The organism is Neptuniibacter sp. QD48_55 (assembly GCF_047778115.1).
In the GTDB taxonomy this organism is placed as follows: domain Bacteria; phylum Pseudomonadota; class Gammaproteobacteria; order Pseudomonadales; family Balneatricaceae; genus Neptuniibacter.
On the sequence record NZ_CP180555.1, the window covers coordinates 1424447 to 1444954 of the forward strand.

Below are 20508 nucleotides of genomic sequence, written 5' to 3' on the forward strand. Positions count from 1 at the left end.
AGCCCTAAAGTAGTCATGTTTTGGGGCTTTTTTGCATCTGCAACGCACGTTCCCACAATTACTTGATCTTAAACAAGTAAATCGCATACACCATTGCATACAATGGCGCCTCACAACTAGGCAATCTAAGGAAACTAGGGCGGGAGTTCGGTCTGCTTATTTCTCAGGCCTTAGTTATTAGCCAGTTTATTCAATATATTTCTCCACTAGCCAAGGAGTGAGCTATGTTCCGTTCCCTAGCAAATTTAATCGATACGATTTTACGAGCCTGCGGTTTTAAAACACTTAACAGTCAATTTACCTTGTCCTACTCGTTAGTATTTATACTGGCGGCGTCATCGGGTATTAGCCTTTACTTCAGCATGTCGATTAACCCTCAGACCATTGATATGGCAGGTCGTCAACGCATGTTGAGTCAGAAAATCGCAAAAGAAGCGCTACTGGTTGCAGCAAATGTTGAACAGCAAACAACGTTGCGTAAAACAATGGAGCTATTCGAGTCATCTCACAAAACGATCATGATGGGTGATAAGGCATTGGGTATGAACCCGATCACCGATCCGGCAATCGTTGAGCAGATGAAACACGTTGAAAGCCTGTGGGGCAGTTATAAAACACTGATCAACAGTCATGTGAAGCAGCCAAGTGATACCACACTGGCTGAAATCACAAAGCAGTCGCCGGTGATTCTAAAAGAGATGAACAAAGCGGTTGGCATGCTCACGCAACAAGCAAGTGAAACCAGTATGAATCAGCTGTTAATCGCGTTTGTATGCGTAGTGAGTATTTTAATCTTAGTGGTGTTTGGGCGAATCTTTGGTTTGAGCATGCTGATGAATAATATTACTCGCCTTAATGCACGCATGACTGAAGTAGGTCAGGGTAATTTTTCTCATCGTTTTGAGATCTCTCATACCGATAATGAAATTGGCCAGATGTTCAGCGCTTACAACCACATGTTGGATCATGTGGGTGATCTACTGAAAACCGTTCAAACAGTTGCCAGAAATACTGAACGTCATGTTACCAATGTTGTTGAAGCGACCTCAGAGGCTAGTAACGGTGTAAGCCGACAATACGAAGATATCGAGCTGGTTGCAGCGGCAATGACCGAGATGAGCGCAACAGTACAGGAAGTTGCAAACAATGCGGTAGAAGCAGAGCAAGCGGCGCAAGAGACTGATACCCACGCCAAGAGCGGTGGTGATGTGGTAGGTCAATCGGGTCATCAAGCGCAAGAGATGCTTGAGATGTTGAACAAAACAGCATCGGCTATTAAAGAACTGGAAGCTGAAACACTTGCCGTGGGTAATGTGACTTCTGTAATCAACGATATCGCGGAGCAAACAAACCTATTGGCTCTGAATGCGGCAATCGAGGCTGCACGTGCTGGTGATCAGGGCCGTGGCTTTGCAGTTGTAGCGGATGAAGTTCGTACGCTTGCGCAGCGTACTCAGCAATCGACACAAGAGATTCAACAGATCATCGAGCGTTTGCAAAGCAAAGCTCAGTCTGCAGTATCTTCAATGGGCGTAAGTACAGATCTTGCTGATCGTAGCAGCGAGCTTGCAAACTCTGCAGCAGCGGTATTGGAGCAGATTATTGCTTCTGCCAATACAATCTCTTCAATGAATACAATGATCTCGACAGCGGCAGAAGAGCAGTCCTCTGTAGCAGCAGATATCGATCATCGTGTGGTGAATATCTCGGATATTGCAGGCCAAACTAAGCGTGATACAGATCGTGTAGTAGAAGCAACTGACCAGATAAGAAGAGAAGCGCACGAACTTAACCAGTTGGTGATGAAGTTCCAGCTTTGATCTGAACAAGCATTAAAGAGAGTAAAAAATGCCACCCTTGAGGTGGCATTTTATTTTGTTATAACTCAAATGCAGCAGGTATCAGATTACATAAAAACTTAAACTCTCGCTTATCTGGAATCTCTCTTACCAGGTATTCTTCGGTCATTTCCTTCTTCTGTTGCGCTAGAAATTGATCAAAACTCTTAGCGTTCTCTCGTGTTTCATCAGTCAGCCAGTCAACATTTTCAGGGTTAGCGATGATTGATTTTATCTCTTCGTAAGTGGAGCTGTGTTTTTGTTTATACTGATTTAGTTTTGTTGATAAAACCTTTCCAAGTTCAGAGTCTAAATTCCCGCATGCAGTTATGACTATCGGCAGCGTTTCTATATTGAGATAAACCGAAATCATCTCTAAATAGCGTTTTGTTTTGGCCTCATCTTCTTTGCTCATAATTTCTTCAGCATGGATAGCGGCTGAAACCACTGAAAGTAAAAATGTAATTAGGATTGCTAACGGTTTCATAATAAAAATTCTTGTTTGCGTGATGTAGAAAAGAATGGCTATAGTTTTGTTTGTTCTTGGTAGTACGTGGAAAACTCATCAATAAACAAGCGGACTTTGGCGGATACATGTTGTCTGCTTGGATAGATAGCTGAAATCTCCATCGTCGGAGCTTGCCACTCCGGCAAGAGATGCTTGATAGCTCCCGTTTCGATATGGGATTTAACCGCAAAATCAGGACATAAGCTGATTCCTTGACCGTTTATTACCAAGGCTCTAACCGCTTGAGCGCTGTTGATATTGAGGCCTGCTTTTACCTCGAAAGATTGGCATTGCCCATCTTCTTTATGCCTAAATTGCCAAACTTTTCCTGAACGATAATTTGTGTCTGCGATTAACTGATGGTTGTGTAGATCGCTTAATGTTTTGATCTCAGAATGCTGTTTTAAGTAATCAGGGCTAGCGCAAAGATAGCTATGTATAGTGCCGATTGGTTTAGCAATTAGAGAGGAATCTTGAGGTTTACCAATCCGGATTGCTAAGTCGTAGGCTTCATCAATTAAATCCACATAACGATCATTAAGCTGCAGGTCTATCTGCACTTTGGGGTACTTTTCTTTAAAGATACTCAATACAGGTGTTAAGTGAATTTCTGCAAACGTACTAGGCGCTGTAATCTTAAGCTGCCCTTGAGGTGTTTGATGCAGCTCTTTTACAGAATGATGGAGGTTGTTAAAGCCTTCTAGCAAATTGTTACAGGGCTCAAGGTAGGCAAAGCCTGTTGTCGTTAGGCTTACCTGCCGGGTCGTGCGGTTTAATAATCTAACCCCAAGTTCAGTTTCTAGTTGCGCAATGTAATTGCTTACCTGCACTTTAGAAATACCAAGTTTTCGTGCTGCAGCTGAAAAGCCTTTCTCTTTGACCACTACAGTGAATACCTGCATACAGGTAATACGATCCATGAGGCTTATCTCGATTGTTAATGAAAGTGAAACAATCTATCAATAAATAAATGTATAGTAAATACATTATATTGTGAGCATACTTCAAGCTTAACAGTTCAGCTCTTTCGATTTGTTGTACTTATGAGGACACAATCGCTAACGGAATAGTAAAACCAAAACAGCAAAGCTAGGACTGGCTGAAATCTGATGAAATTTAAGGTGGGTAACTTCTCATCTTTGCTTATCAATTTAAACGAGAATAAACATGTCCAAAGAGATTCTAATCAATCCGATAAGATTGAGAGATGCTGAGCGCATAGTCCGCATTACCATGGCCATTATCTTGATAACGGCTGGCACTAGTAAATTTTTTAGCGACGGTGGTTTTGTTAATTACTACTCAGGCTTATTCCAAGGGGATCTGCGCATTCAACTGCCTGCAATCCTGATCGATATGTATCTAAGCTGTATTCAGTATATCGAAGTGGGCTTAGGTTTAGCCTTGTTGGTGCCTAGATTCAAAGCTTACACCATGTACGGTTGGTTTGGATTTATGCTGAGCTTATTGGTAGGGCATTATATTTTGCAAGAATGGTCCGCTGTAAACCAGATGCTGGATTATATCTTCTTAGGAGTGTTGTGCTTTGTATTGCCAATGCATGGTGAGTCATCTGCTAAAGAATAAATGAAGCTAGTGCTACTCCGTTGAGATTTTAGAGTACGTATCTGATTCGATTAAATAAAAATGCCACCTAATCAGGTGGCATTTTCAGTCTAGATTACCTAAGTTTTAGAAGATATAAGTTTCGTTACTACGAGTTCTGTTGTTGGAGGTTTGATGATGACTGCAGAAATGGGCCGTATATATCGTGGATGCGTACTTATGGTTTTTTGTATGTGCTCAGGAGGGGCTTTACATGCTCACGGTTTAACCGGGGAAACGATAAGTATATGTGATGACGGATCTGAGTGGCCTCCATTTACATACTTCGAGCGTTAAAATGGGAACAAGTCGGAGAAGATAATTGGATATTCAGTTGATGTAATAAAAGAAATTTTTGATAAGCACAGTATTAAATTTACGATCAAATTACCTCCTTGGAAGCGATGCTTAGTTGAAGTAGAGAAAGGTAGTAAGTTCCAGATGCTCTTGAGCGCAGGGCTTAGTTCAGAACGGGCTAAAAAGTACTTATTGAGTCGACCATATTACACAACAACTAGGTATTACTTTTGGTCTAAGAAAAATCATCCTAACGGTCTCGATATTGATACAAGTTCAGAGAAGCAAGCTTTTTTGGACTTAACTGAAAAATACAAAATGGGACTAATTCATGGCTATGGTACCGGCGCATTAGAAAAAGCTGGCGTAGATTTAAGTAGAACCGATAGTGGATCAAAAACTCAGGATGCTTTGGTACGAAAACTTCATGCTGGCAGGGTCGACAACTTTTATTCAGGTTTGGAAATCCTGTCAGGCCTGACCATTATTGGAGCGACTAACGCTATGAATGATCCTGATTTGGGTTATGCACCTCTTGGTAGTAATAAGAGGAAATATCAGATGATGTTTACGAAGAACAACCCAATAGGCATGAAATTGAAACTATTGATTGATCAAGAATTGGCTTTAATGGAAGCGTCGGGTCGACTGGATGAACTATTGGCCCCTTATATGAATAGTTTGAAAAGATAAGGGTGGATACAGAACTAATAATCTGATTCGAATAAATAAAAAGCCACCTGATCGGGTGGCTTTTTTAGCCTAGGCTTTTAACCTATGAATAGCTATTTAGGTATTAGAAATTGTAGATTACACCTAGAGAAACAGTGTCTACTTCATCTTCAAAATCCATGCGCTCCCATTCTAAACGCAGATCAACTTTTTCAGTTACTGAGTAGTTAGCGCCAAGGCCGTAAAGAACATCAGAGTCATCTTCTGATACCGATGCTAGGTTATTAATATCCGCATCGGCATCAATGTGTGCATAACCTAGCTTTGCAAAAAATTCGGCTTTTTCACCTACTGGTAGTTTACCTAATAGTGCTACAGAGTAAGCGTCACCTTCAATCTTGACTGGTACGTTTAGCACATCAGCTGAGTTTTCACCTAAATCTTGATAAGCAAATTCAACTGCAAAATTTTTGTTGAAGTTGTATCCGCCAAAAATTTTCCAGCTAGTGTCTGAATCGTCAGTAACTGTTGCGCCAGTAACTTCTACGTAATCAACGCTAGTTTTACCTACGCCACCACCTAGATAGAAATTAGAATCTGCCATTGCAGCTTGTGAGAAAATTCCAGAGATAAGTGCTGTAGCTAGTAGTGTCTTTTTCACAACATTTGTTCCTTAAATAGTTGTTTATAAGAGTGTTAATGCATTTGGGGGCGTAAGCTACAGGTCTATAAATTAAATTACTATAGGAGATCGATAATACTGTAATTAATGGGGTAGGCTTCTTTTAAACGGCAGGCTTAAAGTACAGTTTTATTTAAACTGGTTGTGTAAGTAGTGTGCAGATTTATTGCGGATATGAACTAAGCAGAGCTGCTTGAGAATGAAGAAAACCGTAAGTTGAATACAAAACGAGATGCAGCCCAATCAATCCGCAAGCTGCTAGTTTGGATTGCTTTACGCCTTTAAATAAAAGTACCAAGGCTACGACGCCAGAGAATATTGATAAAAGGAGAAACAGAAACCCCAACAATAGTTCGATTATATCGGATATGCCGTAAGGATCGTTTGGCGCAATATACATATCTGCGTATGCAAATGCTCTGAAAAAAAGCATAAAGCTAAATAGGCTGATAGATAGAGCAGCCAGAACCAAAATAGTAATTGTACCTTTTGTTAGTTTCATGCGGCCGGATAATTCAGCTTAGCGATCTGGTTAATCAGGCTTTATAAACAAGCAATTCACCTTTCCCAACAGGGACTAAAGAGGTGCTCAAATTTGATTGGTTGGCGATCCAAGCATTAAACCCTTCTAGCTCTTCTTTATGAGAAACCGCATTGTCACAAACAAGTAATCCGCCTTCTCTCAAAAGACTGAAAAGTTGTTCTGCTATTGCTAGATATTGGCTTCTATCTGCATCCAGGAAAATAAAGTCAATGTTCTGAGGAAGCTCAGCTAGTAGATCTACAACGTCACCATCGAGTTGGGTAATCTTTGAATCTAGTCCAGCCTTACGGAAATTTTCTGAGGCTTCATCGATCTTGCAGCTGTTATTTTCAATAGTAAAAACATGGCCGTCATCTGGAAGGGAAGAGGCTAACCAAAGTGTTGAATAGCCATTAGACGTACCGATTTCAAGTACGGTTTTGGCGTTAGTTGCTTTGATTAAAACAGCTAAAAATTCACCTGTGTCCCGCGTGATATTAAGATACTTTTTAGACCGCTTGGATTGGACTTCATCGTGTTTGATCCCTAGTTGTTCAAGGTCGTTTAAAAGTATTTCAAGATCCATCTTTAGTATCCCTTGTCATTATTGTTTCATTAAACCCCTTTTTAACTTTGTACGAGCATTAATACAAATAACTGCAGTGAAGCGAATAGAAATTTTATGTTGTGTTATAACGCTTAATATACAAGCCTTTACCACTGAATTATGTTTTCTATCTGTTGTTTCAATGCCGCAATTGTAAGGTGTTTAGTGCACAGAGTAGCTAGTACAACATCGTCGAAGAAGTTGATTACAAAGTGATAGTTTTCTTCTAATGCGAGCTCAATGCTAAGTACATGATCGCTTTTATTTTGATCTTCTAAAGTCGACGGGGAAGAGGTTAAAAATTCTAATAACTCAATAAGGAATTCCGTATCTAGCGTTGAATGACCTAATTTACCCTCTGAGGTTATCAATGCAATGCCTACCACACCTTCTAGATGTGAAATTTTGTTCAGTACTTTATCTGAAAACTCAACTTTATGTTCAGAGTATTGGATAACTTCGTCTAGGTTTAACTCATCTTCAATCACAGAAACACTATTCATCTCATTAATAACTTGAGCTTGATCAGGGAGTAGTTCCTCTAACAAAAACAGAATATCTTCTTTTTTTCGGGCATCAATAAAATAAATGGGTGCTTGAATACCAAGCTCATGCAGCCAACCTCTATATTCAGAGATTGATGGATTTGGTTTTATGTCAGACTTAGTTACCGCAATAATCAAAGGTTTATCATCTATAAGATGGCGAAACTTTTTGGTGTAAAAGTGAAGGTCGTGTTGAGGATATTTACGGTTGTTATCGAGGAATAAAATTTCGCCTGAATAATCTGATGCCAAGTTGGAAGTTATTATCTCCCACATAAATTGGAAGCGTTCTTGCCCAGGCGTTCCGTAACAATGAATGCGTTGATTGGTAGATGAGGTAACATAACCGTAGTCCATCGCTACAGTAGTGGTTTTTTTTTGTATTGATGTGCTATCAGAAGCATTTGCTTCAGTGTTAATACATTTGCCTTCGCTTATGGTGTTTATTGCTGTTGTCTTACCGGCACCGACGGCACCAAAGAAAATAATCTTTTTGTCCCTCATATAGGGAACACCCCTTCTTAGGCTGGTACTCATAAGATCAAGGAACTTGGAAAAAGAGTTTGGTCTTAGTGGTTGAAAATCATGATATTGATAATAACAAGCATAGACGTTTTTTTCTTAGCAATGCTAACTGAAAATAAGATTAATACTGTTTCGGAAAAGGAAGACCTATTCAGAAATGATCTTAGTCATTATTACCGGCTTGATACTGCTAATGCTATACCTGCACCGACGAAGGTACTACCAATTGTTCGTGGTATCCAGTGTGAATCGGAAAGAGATTTAGAACGCTTTAAAAGCCTTGACCCCCAGTAGCTATAGCTTATAAGGCAAGTAGCGGAACAGCATAAGAATGTACTGACTAATAATGAAAACTGCGGGAGTAGATCAGCCTCAATCGTAATAAATTGGGGGAACAACGCCGTTGTAAATACGATTGCTTTAGGGTTGGTTAGTGCGACCAGAACTCCCTGAAGAAAATAGCTATGCTTGCTGTGTTTAGAGTCCTCACTAAGGTCTGAAGTCCTTAAAGATACATTTGAACGCCAGATCTTTATACCGAGGTATACAAGATAGATCGCGCCGAGAAATTTGATGATCATAAACGCTGTTGATGAACTGAGGACTAATGCGCTTAGGCCTAAAACAGCACATGATGACATCACAAATAGCCCAGTTATATTCCCTAAAATTGTATATAGGGAAGACTTCCAACCAGTTCGTAGAGAGTGGGACAGCACTAATAAAATTGCAGGCCCTGGAGTGATCGTTGCCACCAATGCTATCGAGATAAATGCAATCCAAGTACTGAGCTCCATAAGGCATCCTCTTTCACTTCTGGTTTAGTGTGTTCTAGTGAATAGGGCGAGTTTAGCCGCCAATTTAACAGTTAATGCCAGTTAGAAGCCATAGCTATAATTGTTGGAGATAAAGGCTCTGCCCCTTTAATTTCCTTTCTTTTGAACAAATGAAACAACAGAATTGCGCCGGTAATTGCGTAGTGAAATAGATTGCGCTTGATTGCAAAGTCTAAATAAGACTTATGCAGCTCAACACTCATTTCATAATCTTCCATTCGATGGAATTTACATCTATGTTCTCAGATCCTTATAACGCCGCTAGCTGGGGTGCCAAAACGATAGCGAAGCGACAGTTTTGGCGTCCCTCTGGTTGGCTTTATTTGGCATTACTATGCATCTTTGTGTAAACATTCATTGTATTTATCTCAAGTTGAATTGCGTCCATTTCAATTTGAGTTGCTACAAACGGCCCCTCTTGATTAGGCCACTTAAGAACCTTGAGGTTTTTGATCTTTGTGTCGGCGCATGAACCTGCATGAGTGATCCAGTTGCGAATTAACCGAAGATCACCCATAACATCGCACATCACTTCATTTGTAGCGCACCCAAGTTCATCAGAAATTTTGGAACGGTAGTCTTCGTTCCAAAGCTCATATAACAGAACAATGATTCCATTGGCGATTAGTTGGCTGAATGGGCCGTTTTTATCCATTCCGCTGAGAGCAAATTTAGTCGGGATTTCGGCTATTGTTTTCCCTTTTTCCGGAGGACCATTACCTACTTGGAATAGACCTTCTGGGTTCATGCCCTCAAGGTTTTCTAGATCCGTTTTGGTTTTGAGCATGCCATGACTCGCCATACTGTATGCGATGTGGTACGCATGAGATATCTTTTTAAATTCAACAAGTGATTGTGGCTGGTTGTCAGTCATTACGTTGCCTAACGCCTAAAGCAGCCGCGCAGTATGCGTCGGGTGCCTTTGATTGTTAGAGGGCCGGTAATACATAGCTGAATGACTTTGTATTAATAGTGAATTTCACCCTTCTACTTTCAGGTAAATACTTAACCACTTCAGATATCGACTTACCTTTAAAGAAATCCCCTACTTCATTTTCTTGCAGAACACGGCTAAATATAACCCCTTGGCTTGGGCGGTTTTCGCTTAACATTGGCACTTCAACATTAATACGATAATAACTTTTGTGTCTAAGCTCTTTTGCTACGTAAACCCTACTAGTAATAGTTGCAAGTAAGCACGTGTCCCCTAAGTAATGATGCTTTGACATACCTGTGACCTCAGCTTCCTCGAGAGAAAACGGTTCAACATCCGCATATCGATAATAGTTACTTGAGTAGAACTTTTGAGAGCACTGCTTTTTCTTCTCAAAATGATCTCTTTCAGTGATTGGTAAATATCCCCACTCTCTGGCAATACTAAAAGAGTCATCACCAGAGCTGCATGCTGCCAATGCTAGTGAAATAAGAACAACGGCAAATACTTTCATTACGCCTCTCTAACGCCTCAAACACCGGCTTGGTGAAGTTGGCGGTTTTTTTGGAACAAAAAAGGTGACAGCTTTCCCATGTCCGAGTGCTTTGACTTGTTACACGGCCACTGCACCGGCCAAGGTTACTTTTTCGGCACACTGCATTACAGGCATTGGACCGGCCTTTTTGTTTGATTTTTTCTTTATAAAATTGTTTAGCTTCCGTGATGCGCTTGAGACAGCTTTCCAATCCCACTCGGATGGAGACCCCATGACATCACTATAATTCGACTCCCAAGCAGCGGCGCGTTTCTCTGTGTTATGGTTGGTGTGGCTATATTGCAAACCGGCCTTATTGATGCCTTTTAGCTCAAGGGATATAAGGCCCCAACCATCGACACGATATCTGTGGGTTGCGCCCTGACACTTTTTAGGGTTTAGCTCAATTCTATTTACCTTCACATGTTCAGATGCCTTAACAGGCCACAACATAAGAGTTGCGGAGCGTTTTGGAATATTTGAAAACTCTGCTAATTGATAGTACTCAACAACTTCCTGTGCGCTTGAAAACTCAACGAGGTCTTTTTCGTATTCAGAGTATGACTCGAAAACTCTGCATTCCATTTCATCAAAGACGAAATTAAGTATCTCTACGAAGTCATTGTCTATTGCATAGAAATTACAATTTGGCATCTGCTCGATATTTCCTTGCCGTGTAACGCTTTTGTAATGGGCCGCATTGCTGCGAAGCAGCGCAGTTTGCGGTCCAGCCCGAAGGGCGACTATTAACAAACTTGTTATACATTTTTTAATTTAGTAATCAGCCTATTCTGCACTTCCTGCCATTTGGGAAATTCATCCGTTTCTCCCCACAGCTCTTTGAGTTCTGAGTTATCCATGATTTTCTGTACAGATGCTAATGCAAGAGCTGCATGCTCTTTTTCAAGTTGAGGTTTTTTGCCAAAAAAACTAGGTTTCTTCTCTAACCAAGTTTTGGCTTCTTCGGGAATTAGTGATGTATCGTTTGTTAGACCAGCAGCTATTACTTCTGATGCAGCTAATGCTTCGCTACATTCAGGAGACTCTAAATATTCTGCATTAGCTAAGATTGTCTTGATAGGAGCCAAAAGCACATCTGTGCCTTTTGATTTTTCTAGATCGTATATCCAGTCTAAAGCATCATCATTACCAAAGTTATCTTCATTCCATGCGCCCATATTAAAACTCCTTTTATGTATAACAGCTAAATATACGACAAGTGGTTTGCGGAAAGGCGACACTTTGTCGTATATCTCCAAATTAATATTAATCGGTAATAGTCTTTAACCCATTGAAATTAAATGTATTAATCCAGATTTATGAAAATTAGAAATTGTAGAAAAGCGACAAAGTGTCGTGTTTCTACATTAAATTTGGAAAATGATCATTTATACGAATCATTCTCAATAATCCATTAAGGTGGGTTAACCTATTTCCTTAGTTGCCCCCATACTGGCAGAGATAAGGGAATATGAAAAGATCAAAGTTATTGGTCTTAGCTTGTGCAGTCTTTATTCGCTTTTAGCTGCTTTCAACAGTTTCCAGCTGGTCTTAGCCTGCATTTAGCCGACAACATCCAACTCTCTCTGCTTAAACTCCGCACCCAATCCCTCAACAATCTCCCGGCACTGAACAACATCAACACCCTCTAACCCATTAATTGCCGATACCTGTACATCATCAATCAGCTCGCTGGCACGTTTGATAAAGGCTTGTACTGCTTTGTAAGAGTCGGGCAGGGCTGGTTGGCAATGTTGTTGGTAGACCTCTTCGTTTTGAGCATTCAGCGAGATCGATAGAGCGTCTATACATTCTGCCAATTCGGGAACTATGTCACGTTTGTGGAAGAGGTTGCCGAGGCCGTCGGTATTGATGCGGGTTTTACCGCCGTTTACTTTTACCCAAGTAGCGATTTTCAACAGAGCTTTTAGGCGCAAGGTGGGTTCGCCGTAGCCGCAAAATACGATTTCATCGTAATCGGTTGGGGTGCCGATTAAGGGAATAATGGTGTCTGCTTCTGGGCGTTTGCTTAGATAGAGTTCGTGACCTTTTACTTCGGTTGAGCCGTTATGTTTTGGACAGAACTGGCAGGCGAGAGTGCAACGGTCGGTTAAGTTGATGTAGAGGCTGTTTCGTATCTGATAAACGTAGCTGTCTTGGTGTTCGCATGGGGTAGAGCGCTTTGCAGGGTTGGGGCGTTTTTGTGTCATAGCTTACTGCTTATCAGCGATATTTATAGATAGAAATCTACTTTAGCAGGGCGAGTTAACAGGGGCGTTGATGCTTATCAAAAGTGACCCGGTTAGGGTGCAAATGCACCCTTTAACCGGTATCGAAGGGGAAGGTTTCGCTATGAATTTGGTGCGTTTTACGCGGCTGCTTGCTGGGCGCCGTGTTCGGGGTGAGTCGCTATAAAGTGGTTGAGTACTTTTTGCAGCATTTCTGCGTGACCATAATTGTGATCACGCTGTGCTTTGGCGATGTCATCCATAATAATTCGTTTAATTTTCTGTTCGCCGTCATGGGTAATCATGTAGTGACCGAGAGCCATGGCGATCATTGGGTCCATGTGTTCGTGTTCTGCAATGGCATCAACTTCGTCTGCAGTTAGGTCACTTAGTTCCAGGCATTCTTCGTAGGTCAACATTTCTCTCTTCCTCTGCCTTTAACAGGCTATTTTTTTATGTCTATCGGAGTCTCTACCGGTCTCTCTCCAAACCGGTAAATAAGAGTTTAGGAGAGGAATTTAAGTTTCTCTAATACATTAGGAGGATAAAAATTCACAATGAATATTCATTCAAGTATTGAAATTCATGTTGCAGCTGCGAAAGATGAGTTTGATTCAACTAAGGATTTGCCGTATTTAAAGGGCTAGAGGCGTGGTGCAGAACAGCAGCCCTATTTTGGTGCGAATGAACCAGAATAGGGAGCTATAAAAATTAATTTTTTAGACGATTAAAGAATAACTGGGAAGTCGCTTTTTAGGCGTTCTAAAAGCGCCTGTTTTCCTTGCGGATTCTTTTGTGTGACATCTTCACCAGCTGTAGGGAAATGGATGTCGCGAAGGCGGGATAACCAGAAGCGCAGCGCTGCGGTTTTCATCATTGCCGGTAACAGATCGATCTCCATCGGATCTAAAGGGCGGATTTCCTGATACATGTGCAGCATCTGCTGCGCTTTCTGGATATCAAACTGATTGTTGGTTTCGTCAAAGCACCACGCGTTAAGGGTAACGCTTAGATCGTATAGGTAAGGTGTAGAGCACGCGTGATAGAAATCGATTAGCCCCGATAAACGCTCGCCATCAAACATAGCGTTGTCTGGGAACAGGTCTGCGTGTACAGGACCAGAAGGTAATGTCGTCCAGTCGATATCACCGGTTTCCATCAAGCTGTTTTGTAATAGTGTTTGCTGCTCTTTATCTAGCTTAGGTAACACACGAGACGCTAGCTCGTTGCACCACTGCGGAATATGGCTGTACTCATCGAGTTCTAATTGTGACGATAGCTGGTGGAACTGAGCGAGGGTGCTGCCAATAGTTCTCGCTTGTGAAAGCGTCGGTTGTTCTAGCGGAGCGCCTTCTAAACAGTTCATTAATACGGCGGGTTTGCCGTTTAGCATACCAAATAGATCACCGTTATTTAGATGAATAGGCTGAGCGCAGGCAAGCTCGTTAATCGCTAGATGATCCACTAGACCCAGAATAAAGGGCAGTTTCTCTTTAGGTACAGATTCAACCAGTGTTAGGACAAAGCGGCCTTGATCGGTATCGACAAAAAAATTGCTGTTCTCAACGCCTGCGCTAATGCCTTTATAGCTTTGTAACTCACCAACAGCGTAGTTCTGAAGGTAAGTTTTAAGTTCTGAAAAGCTAACTGCGGTGTAAACTGACATTATCGGTCTTTGTCCTACTGGTGTATCTGTTAGTGATTTTTTGGTGATTCAGTGTTCTTTTGTAGCCACTGCCATAGGCTTTCTGCACAGCTCTTACGCACTAGGATGTCGTAATCCTTAGTGTCGTGCAGAGACATAATGTTGATACCTTCAGCTAGCTCAACATCAGTAACAGGTAAGCATGAAAACTGCTGGGTATTAGAGCTACTTAGCAGGTAATGAATCGCTGCTTTATTTAGATACGCTTTTGAGCCGTCTTCGGAGGTTTCTAGTTTAAGATCTTCGCCAAAGGTTTCGCGCAGTGCTTGGAATACAGATTCATGCGCACCGGTTGGCGGAAGAACCAACCAACGGTTCTCGTTGATCCACAGAATCGCTAAACGGCCCATGCAAGATATGCGATTAACCGTTAGCGGTTGAGCAACACCCATCACTTCACCCACAGCGATAAGCAGATCTTGGTCAGGCTCGGTATCCAGTGCAAGATCACCAATAAAAGGGCGCTCCCGCACAATAATGCTATTAATTCGGCTGTCGTTGTCTATCGCTGCTTGGATGTTCAAATGAACCAGCGTGCCGCCTTGGGTGGCTTTGTTAGTATTGTTTTGCATAGACATTTTACTCCTTTACAGGGCTTTCGCCTGTAAATCAGCGTGGTAAGAGGAGCGAACCATCGGGCCACTGGCAACATTTTTAAAGCCAAGCTCGTAACCGATCTCTTCGTACTCTTTAAATTCTTCCGGTGTTACATAACGCTCTACAGCGAGGTGGTACTTGCTTGGCTGTAGGTATTGGCCGATGGTTAACATGTCGACATCATTAGCACGAAGATCTTTCATTACTTTGATGATCTCCTCTTTGGTTTCACCCAAACCAACCATCAAGCCAGATTTTGTATCGACTTCTGGATTTAAACGCTTAAATTGGTAAAGCAGGTTAAGCGAGTTATGGTAATCCGCACCCGGGCGTACCGATGGGTACAAGCTAGGAACAGTTTCCATATTGTGATTCAGAACATCTGGAACCTGCTGAGATAAGATCTCTAATGCAAGATCAACTTTGCCACGAAAATCTGGAACTAAGATCTCAACTTTTAGATCTTCACTGACTTTACGTGCTTCTTTTACAACTTCAGCAAAATGCGCTGCACCGCCGTCTCTTAGATCGTCGCGATCTACCGAGGTGATAACCACATATTTAAGACCGAGCTTTTCGATAGTGGATGCACAATTCTTAGGCTCTTCTGGATCAAGCGCCATTGGTCGACCATGCGCTACATCACAGAAAGGGCAGCGACGAGTACAAATAGCACCCATGATCATCAATGTTGCTGTTTTGTGACTAAAGCACTCTGCCAAGTTAGGGCAGGATGCTTCTTCACAAACCGTATGTAATTTAAGGTCGCGAAGTTGTTTCTTAACCTTTTTTACATTTGCATTTGAGCGGGCATCTATACGAATCCATTCCGGTTTACGTAGGCGTTCTCTTTCTGGGTCTGGCTTATGACGCAGACGAGACATTTTTGATTCGCCTTTCAGCTCTTGTAGTGGAATCAATTCCATAGTGACACCTCGCGATGTTCAGTTAAAAATAGAGGCCAAGCTGATAAGGTGGCAGCCCGACCTCCAAGACTTACAGGGATGGAAACGGATTAACCGCGGTAGTAACGCTGCTCAATAAATGGTGCTTTAGAAACCACCATTGGTAGCTGCTTGCCACGTACTAGTGCGAAAATTTCTGTTTCAAGTGCAGAGTAAGCGGTTTCTACATAACCCATAGCTACTGGCTTGCCTACTGTTGGACCGAAGCTGCCAGAAGTAACAGTACCGATCTTTTCACCGTCAGCATTAACAAGGTCAGCGCCTTCACGGATCGGAGCTTTACCTGATGCGATAAGGCCAACACGCTTACGGCTGTAGTTTTTGTTAGCGATCTGATCAAGGATCTTGTCAGCACCTGGGAAACCGCCAGCACGTTCGCCATCGGCACGACGGCACTTGCTGATTGCCCAGATAAGGCTGCCTTCGATTGGTGTCGTTGTTGGATCTAGGTCGTGACCGTATAGGCAAAGACCAGATTCCAAACGTAGAGAGTCACGTGCACCCAGACCAATAAACTCAACTTCAGGCTGCTCTAGGAATAGACGGCATAGACGCTCTGCTTCAGCGGATGGGATAGAGATCTCATAACCATCTTCACCTGTGTAGCCAGAACGGCTTACGAAGCAGTCAACGCCATCGATAGCGATGTGACGAGAGTCCATGAATACAAGTTCATTAACTTCTGGGCAGATGCGCGATAATGCTTGTGCCGCTTCTGGGCCTTGAAGTGCAACCAATGCACGGTCATCCAGAACTTCTAGCTCAACGCCTTCACCAAGGTTTGCACGCATGTGAGCGATGTCCTGATCCTTACATGCAGCGTTAACTACAACGTAAAGGTGATCGCCGTAGTTAGTCACCATCAGGTCGTCCATGATGCCGCCTTCATCGTTAGTGAAAAGGGCATAACGCTGTTTGCCTGCTGGTAGATCGATAATGTCTACAGGTACTAGCTTCTCTAGCTCAGCTGCAGCATTTTCGCCTGTTAGCTTAACCTGACCCATGTGAGATACATCAAAAAGACCAGCGTGATCACGGGTGTGAACGTGCTCTTTTTTTACACCTAGCGGGTATTGAACCGGCATTTCAAAACCTGCGAAAGGTACCATTTTTCCACCTAGCTCAATGTGCAGGTCATATAGAGGTGTTTTGCTCAGTTCGGACATTGTGTTCTCCATAATGCTTGTTCTGTGCAGCCTTCGTCTTTGCGAAGCTGCTCGTGTTCTTCAGGTGCAGTGCTTTGACTACAGTTCTTTAAGTACAATCTGATGGAAAAGCTCTATTGGGGTAAAACTCTTTCAACAGAGTGTTCAGGCTTAAAGGATCGGACCACCATCGGTGATCCGATCTTTAGCTTTACTGATTAAGCGTTTTTACCGTCAGTTGTATCAACTGGAGCACCGTTACGCGCGAAGTACTCTTTAGTCAGTTTGAAAACAACTGGGCTCAATAGCGCCAGAGCAATCAAGTTAGGCAGAGCCATCATGGCATTTAGCGTATCTGCTACTAGCCAGATGAAATCCAGACTTACGATTGCGCCTACAGGCACCGCAATAATCCAAAGAACACGGTATGGTTTGATCGCTTTAACACCGAATAGGAACTCAACACAGCGTTCGCCGTAGAAAGACCAACCGATGATTGTAGTGAAAGCGAATACCGCTAGAGCGATAGCTACTAGGTAGTTACCAACGCCAGGAAGTGCATGAGCGAACGCTGCAGACGTTAGTGCTGCGCCAGACTCGCCTGAAGTCCAAGTACCCGAAGTAATGATAACCAAACCAGTAATCGAACAGATGATTAGGGTATCGATAAACGTACCTAGCATCGCGATTAGACCTTGGCGAACAGGATCTTTTGTTTGAGACGCCGCGTGGGCAATAGGTGCAGAACCTAGACCCGCTTCGTTCGAGAAGACACCACGTGCTACACCGAAACGGATAGCCGCCCAAACAGCAGCACCCGCAAAACCACCTTCAGCCGCAGCTGGAGAGAATGCGTGAGTGAATACTAGATCCAATGCAGCAGGGATTGCTTCAGCATTAATAGCTAGTACTACAAGGCCAGCACCTAGGTAAGCGATTGCCATTAGAGGTACTAGAGAACCAGCAACTGCGCCGATACGCTTGATACCACCAATCAAAACGGCACCAACAAGTACCATTAGGATCACGCCTGTTACCCAAACATCTAGGCCAAAGTTAGATTCTAGAACGTCTGCAACAGAGTTGGACTGTACCGTGTTACCGATACCGAAAGCGGCTACTGCACCAAAGATTGCAAATGCAGTACCTAGCCAAGCCCACTTAGCGCCAAGACCGTTTTTGATGTAGTACATCGGACCACCAACATGGCGGCCTTCTTCGTCTACTTCACGGTACTTAACAGCCAGTACTGCTTCAGAGAACTTAGTTGCCATACCAACCAGTGCGGTACACCACATCCAGAATAGAGCACCAGGGCCACCTAGGAATACAGCCGTAGCTACACCGGCAATGTTACCAGTACCAACTGTTGCTGATAGCGCAGTCATTAGTGCTTGGAAGGGAGATATTTCGCCTTCTTTTTCTTCTCCTTTTTTAGTTTTACGGCCTTCGAACAGTAGTTTGAAACCCGTACCTAGTTTAAGAAGAGGCATAAGACGTAGACCCAGCATTAGGAATAAACCAACGCCAAGAATAAGAACAAGCATCATAGGACCCCACACGATCCCATTAATGCTGCTGATGATAGAGGTTAATGTTTCCATGAACCTAGACTCCAATCGGATTGTTATTTTTATTTGAACGCACTTGGATTGTTTAAAACTTCTTAAAGCACTAGGGCAGAGCTTTTAGATTTCCAAACATGCTTACTTACAAAAGGTGAAGCTTCTGGCTTCGCTTACTTCGCTTGAATCTGCCACTCAAGAAAAAGAAAGGTTATTTGTGAAATAAGTTTCCAATACGAAACAAAGCTAGCGTAAGGGAAAATTAATTTCAACGAAAATATGTTGAAAAAGATTTGATTAGAGCTATCTAATTCTTATTTCTTGAATAAAGCCTAATAAAAACAAGTGGTTGGCGTTATAGGAAAAATTTTCATTTTAGACGGATAGGCTAAAAAGCTTATCAGCAGGGCGGTTTTCTATGATGAATCTAAGGTCGTTAGCTAGTTTTAGACTGCTTTTTATTCATAGGTGCTGCCGCTGTTAAGTTAGGTACGCCTATGAAATAAGGAATAGGCTTTAATGTAGCAATAAGCCTTTAAGGTGAATTTGAGAGCAACAAAACTGGATTTGAATGAAAAAAGTTTCCAATAGGAAACTTTTTGTTGATTTTGGAAAATCTCACTGCTAGTCTGAAATCAAATCGACGGTATTTGAACAATTAATGATCAAATTGTTCGAAGTTATATAGCTCTTTAGTAAGCGGACTATAACCGCAACCGTACATAGAGACGGTTTAAAGAGTAGATACATAAAATAATAAAAAGAGCGGTTAGACCGCTGTAGTGAGGTCGCAGTGCCATTAAGTATTTTTGATCTATATAAAGTAGGGATTGGTCCTTCCAGTTCTCATACGGTAGGCCCGGTTGTTGCGGCTAATCGTTTCTTAGATGAATTGCGTGAGCGTGATCAACTGGATCAAGTTGCCTCAGTACATGTAGGTTTGTTCGGCTCTCTGGCAATGACAGGTAAAGGTCACGCAACGGATGTTGCTGTGATGATCGGTCTAATGGGTGAGAAGCCAGATTTAGTTGATCCAGATAAAGTCCCTGTTTACGTTGATCAGATTCGTAACACTAAGCAGATCAATTTGGCAGGTGAGCGCATGATTGCGTTCAATCCTGAAACGGATCTGCCTTTTAACTTTGGTGAGTCCTTACCAAAGCATCCAAACGGCATGCATTTTAAAGCGTACGATGCAGCCGGCATTATTTTGCACGACAACATCTTTTACTCCGTAGGCGGTGGCTTTGTATTAAGTGACGCCGAAGCAGGTAAAGAGAAAGGTGCAGAACCTGAATTCAAACTTCCTTTTCACTTCGATAATGGCGTTGAGCTATTAGAAGTTTGTGAACGTGAAGGCAAAACTATTGCTGAAATCGTTTTAGCTAATGAGCTGACATGGGCCGAACAAGACGTGTTAGAAGAGCGTCTGTGGAATCTTTGGCAGGTGATGGATAACTGCATTAAGCGTGGCTGTGCAGAAGAGGGCGAGCTACCCGGTGGCCTAAATGTTAAGCGCCGTGCTCACGAGCTTTATGAAGAGCTTAAGTCTAGCCCAGAAGCAGCACTCAAAGATCAGTTAACAGTAATGGATTGGGTCAATCTGTTTGCTATTGCTGTTAACGAAGAGAACGCAGCGGGCGGTCGTGTGGTAACGGCGCCAACAAATGGTGCTGCTGGTGTTATCCCAGCCGTTTTAGCTTACTACGACCGTTTTGTTCCGGGTTCCAATCGCCAAGGTGTTTTTGATTTCTTAGCGACATCCGCTGCTATCGGCATGCTTTATAAGAAGAACGCTTCTATCTCGGCTGCTGAAGTTGGCTGCCAAGGTGAGATCGGTGTGGCTTGTTCTATGGCTGCCGGTGCACTTTGTGCGGTGATGGGCGGTACCAATCAGCAAATCGAGAACGCTGCAGAAATCGGCATGGAGCATAACTTAGGCCTTACCTGTGACCCGATTGGTGGTCTGGTGCAAGTGCCTTGTATCGAACGTAACACTATGGGAGCGGTTAAAGCGATTAATGCTGCACGCTTAGCCCTACGTGGTGATGGGAAACATCATGTATCTCTAGATTCTGTTATTGAAACGATGCGCCAAACAGGTCTGGATATGCAGGATAAATATAAAGAAACCTCTCAAGGTGGGCTGGCCGTAAACGTGGTTGCCTGCTGAATCTTCGTAATAAAAAAATAAGA

The 20508-nt window shown here is 42.6% G+C and carries 23 protein-coding genes; 4 read left to right on the forward strand and 19 right to left on the reverse strand.

Annotation, left to right across the window (positions count from 1 at the left end; all coding sequences use genetic code 11):
• Positions 1 to 224: 224 nt before the first annotated feature.
• Positions 225 to 1820 carry a methyl-accepting chemotaxis protein gene (locus tag ACMXYW_RS06515; protein ID WP_415905639.1) on the forward strand — a complete coding sequence of 532 codons (1596 nt, stop codon included), beginning with the start codon at positions 225 to 227 and terminating at the stop codon, positions 1818 to 1820.
• 58 nt (positions 1821 to 1878) lie between these two features.
• Here ACMXYW_RS06515 and ACMXYW_RS06520 read toward each other — a convergent pair whose 3' ends face one another.
• Positions 1879 to 2325, reverse strand: coding sequence for a hypothetical protein (locus tag ACMXYW_RS06520; protein WP_415905640.1), 447 nt, complete (start codon positions 2323 to 2325; stop codon positions 1879 to 1881).
• A gap of 38 nt (positions 2326 to 2363) precedes the next feature.
• Positions 2364 to 3266, reverse strand: coding sequence for a LysR family transcriptional regulator (locus ACMXYW_RS06525; protein WP_415905641.1), 903 nt, complete (start codon positions 3264 to 3266; stop codon positions 2364 to 2366).
• Positions 3267 to 3513: 247 nt separating this feature from the next.
• Here ACMXYW_RS06525 and ACMXYW_RS06530 point away from each other — a divergent pair, with 247 nt between their 5' ends.
• Both ACMXYW_RS06530 and ACMXYW_RS06535 read left to right on the forward strand, forming a co-directional pair.
• Entirely contained in the window at positions 3514 to 3933 is a 420-nt protein-coding gene (locus ACMXYW_RS06530; protein ID WP_415905642.1) for a hypothetical protein, read from the forward strand.
• 369 nt (positions 3934 to 4302) lie between these two features.
• Positions 4303 to 4941: a substrate-binding periplasmic protein gene (locus tag ACMXYW_RS06535; protein WP_415905877.1), complete on the forward strand. Its 639-nt coding sequence runs from the start codon at positions 4303 to 4305 to the stop codon at positions 4939 to 4941.
• A gap of 103 nt (positions 4942 to 5044) precedes the next feature.
• On the opposite strand, the gene ACMXYW_RS06540 is transcribed toward ACMXYW_RS06535, so the two are convergent.
• From ACMXYW_RS06540 to ACMXYW_RS06620, 17 genes are all read right to left on the reverse strand, one after another.
• Positions 5045 to 5581: a porin family protein gene (locus ACMXYW_RS06540; RefSeq protein WP_415905643.1), complete on the reverse strand. Its 537-nt coding sequence runs from the start codon at positions 5579 to 5581 to the stop codon at positions 5045 to 5047.
• Positions 5582 to 5765: 184 nt separating this feature from the next.
• A complete protein-coding gene (locus tag ACMXYW_RS06545) occupies positions 5766 to 6104 on the reverse strand; it encodes a hypothetical protein (RefSeq protein ID WP_415905644.1) in 339 nt (112 codons plus the stop codon).
• 34 nt (positions 6105 to 6138) lie between these two features.
• Positions 6139 to 6711, reverse strand: a complete 573-nt coding sequence (locus ACMXYW_RS06550; RefSeq protein ID WP_415905645.1) for an O-methyltransferase — start codon at positions 6709 to 6711, stop codon at positions 6139 to 6141.
• A 128-nt stretch (positions 6712 to 6839) separates the two neighbouring features.
• The gene (locus ACMXYW_RS06555; RefSeq protein ID WP_415905646.1) at positions 6840 to 7781 is read right to left on the reverse strand and encodes a GTP-binding protein; all 942 of its coding nucleotides are present in this window, start codon (positions 7779 to 7781) and stop codon (positions 6840 to 6842) included.
• A 194-nt stretch (positions 7782 to 7975) separates the two neighbouring features.
• Positions 7976 to 8599: a LysE family translocator gene (locus ACMXYW_RS06560; RefSeq protein ID WP_415905647.1), complete on the reverse strand. Its 624-nt coding sequence runs from the start codon at positions 8597 to 8599 to the stop codon at positions 7976 to 7978.
• Between the two features lie 71 nt (positions 8600 to 8670).
• Positions 8671 to 8841, reverse strand: coding sequence for a hypothetical protein (locus ACMXYW_RS06565; RefSeq protein ID WP_415905648.1), 171 nt, complete (start codon positions 8839 to 8841; stop codon positions 8671 to 8673).
• Between the two features lie 116 nt (positions 8842 to 8957).
• The gene (locus tag ACMXYW_RS06570) at positions 8958 to 9512 is read right to left on the reverse strand and encodes a hypothetical protein (RefSeq protein ID WP_415905649.1); all 555 of its coding nucleotides are present in this window, start codon (positions 9510 to 9512) and stop codon (positions 8958 to 8960) included.
• Between the two features lie 55 nt (positions 9513 to 9567).
• Positions 9568 to 10086, reverse strand: a complete 519-nt coding sequence (locus ACMXYW_RS06575) for a hypothetical protein (RefSeq protein ID WP_415905650.1) — start codon at positions 10084 to 10086, stop codon at positions 9568 to 9570.
• 99 nt (positions 10087 to 10185) lie between these two features.
• Positions 10186 to 10761 (reverse strand): hypothetical protein, encoded by a 576-nt coding sequence (locus ACMXYW_RS06580; protein WP_415905651.1) that lies wholly within the window; start codon positions 10759 to 10761, stop codon positions 10186 to 10188.
• Between the two features lie 104 nt (positions 10762 to 10865).
• Complete coding sequence (locus tag ACMXYW_RS06585) at positions 10866 to 11285, reverse strand: DUF4259 domain-containing protein (protein ID WP_415905652.1); 420 nt, start codon at positions 11283 to 11285, stop codon at positions 10866 to 10868.
• 384 nt (positions 11286 to 11669) lie between these two features.
• Entirely contained in the window at positions 11670 to 12317 is a 648-nt protein-coding gene (locus ACMXYW_RS06590; RefSeq protein WP_415905653.1) for a TatD family nuclease-associated radical SAM protein, read from the reverse strand.
• A gap of 158 nt (positions 12318 to 12475) precedes the next feature.
• Entirely contained in the window at positions 12476 to 12754 is a 279-nt protein-coding gene (locus ACMXYW_RS06595) for a hypothetical protein (protein WP_415891735.1), read from the reverse strand.
• 308 nt (positions 12755 to 13062) lie between these two features.
• Complete coding sequence (locus ACMXYW_RS06600; RefSeq protein ID WP_415905654.1) at positions 13063 to 14001, reverse strand: homoserine kinase; 939 nt, start codon at positions 13999 to 14001, stop codon at positions 13063 to 13065.
• 29 nt (positions 14002 to 14030) lie between these two features.
• A complete protein-coding gene (locus tag ACMXYW_RS06605; RefSeq protein ID WP_415898517.1) occupies positions 14031 to 14612 on the reverse strand; it encodes a sarcosine oxidase subunit gamma family protein in 582 nt (193 codons plus the stop codon).
• A 15-nt stretch (positions 14613 to 14627) separates the two neighbouring features.
• On the reverse strand, positions 14628 to 15563 hold the full coding sequence (gene lipA / locus ACMXYW_RS06610) for a lipoyl synthase (protein ID WP_415890995.1): 936 nt from the start codon (positions 15561 to 15563) through the stop codon (positions 14628 to 14630).
• 89 nt (positions 15564 to 15652) lie between these two features.
• Positions 15653 to 16768, reverse strand: a complete 1116-nt coding sequence (gcvT, locus tag ACMXYW_RS06615) for a glycine cleavage system aminomethyltransferase GcvT (RefSeq protein WP_415905655.1) — start codon at positions 16766 to 16768, stop codon at positions 15653 to 15655.
• A gap of 197 nt (positions 16769 to 16965) precedes the next feature.
• Positions 16966 to 18351, reverse strand: coding sequence for an alanine/glycine:cation symporter family protein (locus tag ACMXYW_RS06620; RefSeq protein ID WP_415905656.1), 1386 nt, complete (start codon positions 18349 to 18351; stop codon positions 16966 to 16968).
• 754 nt (positions 18352 to 19105) lie between these two features.
• Here ACMXYW_RS06620 and ACMXYW_RS06625 point away from each other — a divergent pair.
• The gene (locus ACMXYW_RS06625) at positions 19106 to 20485 is read left to right on the forward strand and encodes an L-serine ammonia-lyase (RefSeq protein ID WP_415905657.1); all 1380 of its coding nucleotides are present in this window, start codon (positions 19106 to 19108) and stop codon (positions 20483 to 20485) included.
• The last annotated feature ends 23 nt before the right edge of the window (positions 20486 to 20508 follow it).

What these genes read in the sequence shown, in the direction of transcription:
- ACMXYW_RS06515 (WP_415905639.1), top strand. Translation starts at nt 225, where the DNA reads ATGTTCCGTTCCCTAGCAAATTTAATCGATACGATTTTACGAGCCTGC.
- ACMXYW_RS06520 (WP_415905640.1), bottom strand. Translation starts at nt 2,325, where the DNA reads ATGAAACCGTTAGCAATCCTAATTACATTTTTACTTTCAGTGGTTTCA.
- ACMXYW_RS06525 (WP_415905641.1), bottom strand. Translation starts at nt 3,266, where the DNA reads ATGGATCGTATTACCTGTATGCAGGTATTCACTGTAGTGGTCAAAGAG.
- ACMXYW_RS06530 (WP_415905642.1), top strand. Translation starts at nt 3,514, where the DNA reads ATGTCCAAAGAGATTCTAATCAATCCGATAAGATTGAGAGATGCTGAG.
- ACMXYW_RS06545 (WP_415905644.1), bottom strand. Translation starts at nt 6,104, where the DNA reads ATGAAACTAACAAAAGGTACAATTACTATTTTGGTTCTGGCTGCTCTA.
- ACMXYW_RS06550 (WP_415905645.1), bottom strand. Translation starts at nt 6,711, where the DNA reads ATGGATCTTGAAATACTTTTAAACGACCTTGAACAACTAGGGATCAAA.
- ACMXYW_RS06555 (WP_415905646.1), bottom strand. Translation starts at nt 7,781, where the DNA reads ATGAGGGACAAAAAGATTATTTTCTTTGGTGCCGTCGGTGCCGGTAAG.
- ACMXYW_RS06560 (WP_415905647.1), bottom strand. Translation starts at nt 8,599, where the DNA reads ATGGAGCTCAGTACTTGGATTGCATTTATCTCGATAGCATTGGTGGCA.
- ACMXYW_RS06565 (WP_415905648.1), bottom strand. Translation starts at nt 8,841, where the DNA reads ATGAGTGTTGAGCTGCATAAGTCTTATTTAGACTTTGCAATCAAGCGC.
- ACMXYW_RS06570 (WP_415905649.1), bottom strand. Translation starts at nt 9,512, where the DNA reads ATGACTGACAACCAGCCACAATCACTTGTTGAATTTAAAAAGATATCT.
- ACMXYW_RS06575 (WP_415905650.1), bottom strand. Translation starts at nt 10,086, where the DNA reads ATGAAAGTATTTGCCGTTGTTCTTATTTCACTAGCATTGGCAGCATGC.
- ACMXYW_RS06580 (WP_415905651.1), bottom strand. Translation starts at nt 10,761, where the DNA reads ATGCCAAATTGTAATTTCTATGCAATAGACAATGACTTCGTAGAGATA.
- ACMXYW_RS06585 (WP_415905652.1), bottom strand. Translation starts at nt 11,285, where the DNA reads ATGGGCGCATGGAATGAAGATAACTTTGGTAATGATGATGCTTTAGAC.
- ACMXYW_RS06590 (WP_415905653.1), bottom strand. Translation starts at nt 12,317, where the DNA reads ATGACACAAAAACGCCCCAACCCTGCAAAGCGCTCTACCCCATGCGAA.
- ACMXYW_RS06595 (WP_415891735.1), bottom strand. Translation starts at nt 12,754, where the DNA reads ATGTTGACCTACGAAGAATGCCTGGAACTAAGTGACCTAACTGCAGAC.
- ACMXYW_RS06600 (WP_415905654.1), bottom strand. Translation starts at nt 14,001, where the DNA reads ATGTCAGTTTACACCGCAGTTAGCTTTTCAGAACTTAAAACTTACCTT.
- ACMXYW_RS06605 (WP_415898517.1), bottom strand. Translation starts at nt 14,612, where the DNA reads ATGCAAAACAATACTAACAAAGCCACCCAAGGCGGCACGCTGGTTCAT.
- lipA (WP_415890995.1), bottom strand. Translation starts at nt 15,563, where the DNA reads ATGGAATTGATTCCACTACAAGAGCTGAAAGGCGAATCAAAAATGTCT.
- gcvT (WP_415905655.1), bottom strand. Translation starts at nt 16,768, where the DNA reads ATGTCCGAACTGAGCAAAACACCTCTATATGACCTGCACATTGAGCTA.
- ACMXYW_RS06620 (WP_415905656.1), bottom strand. Translation starts at nt 18,351, where the DNA reads ATGGAAACATTAACCTCTATCATCAGCAGCATTAATGGGATCGTGTGG.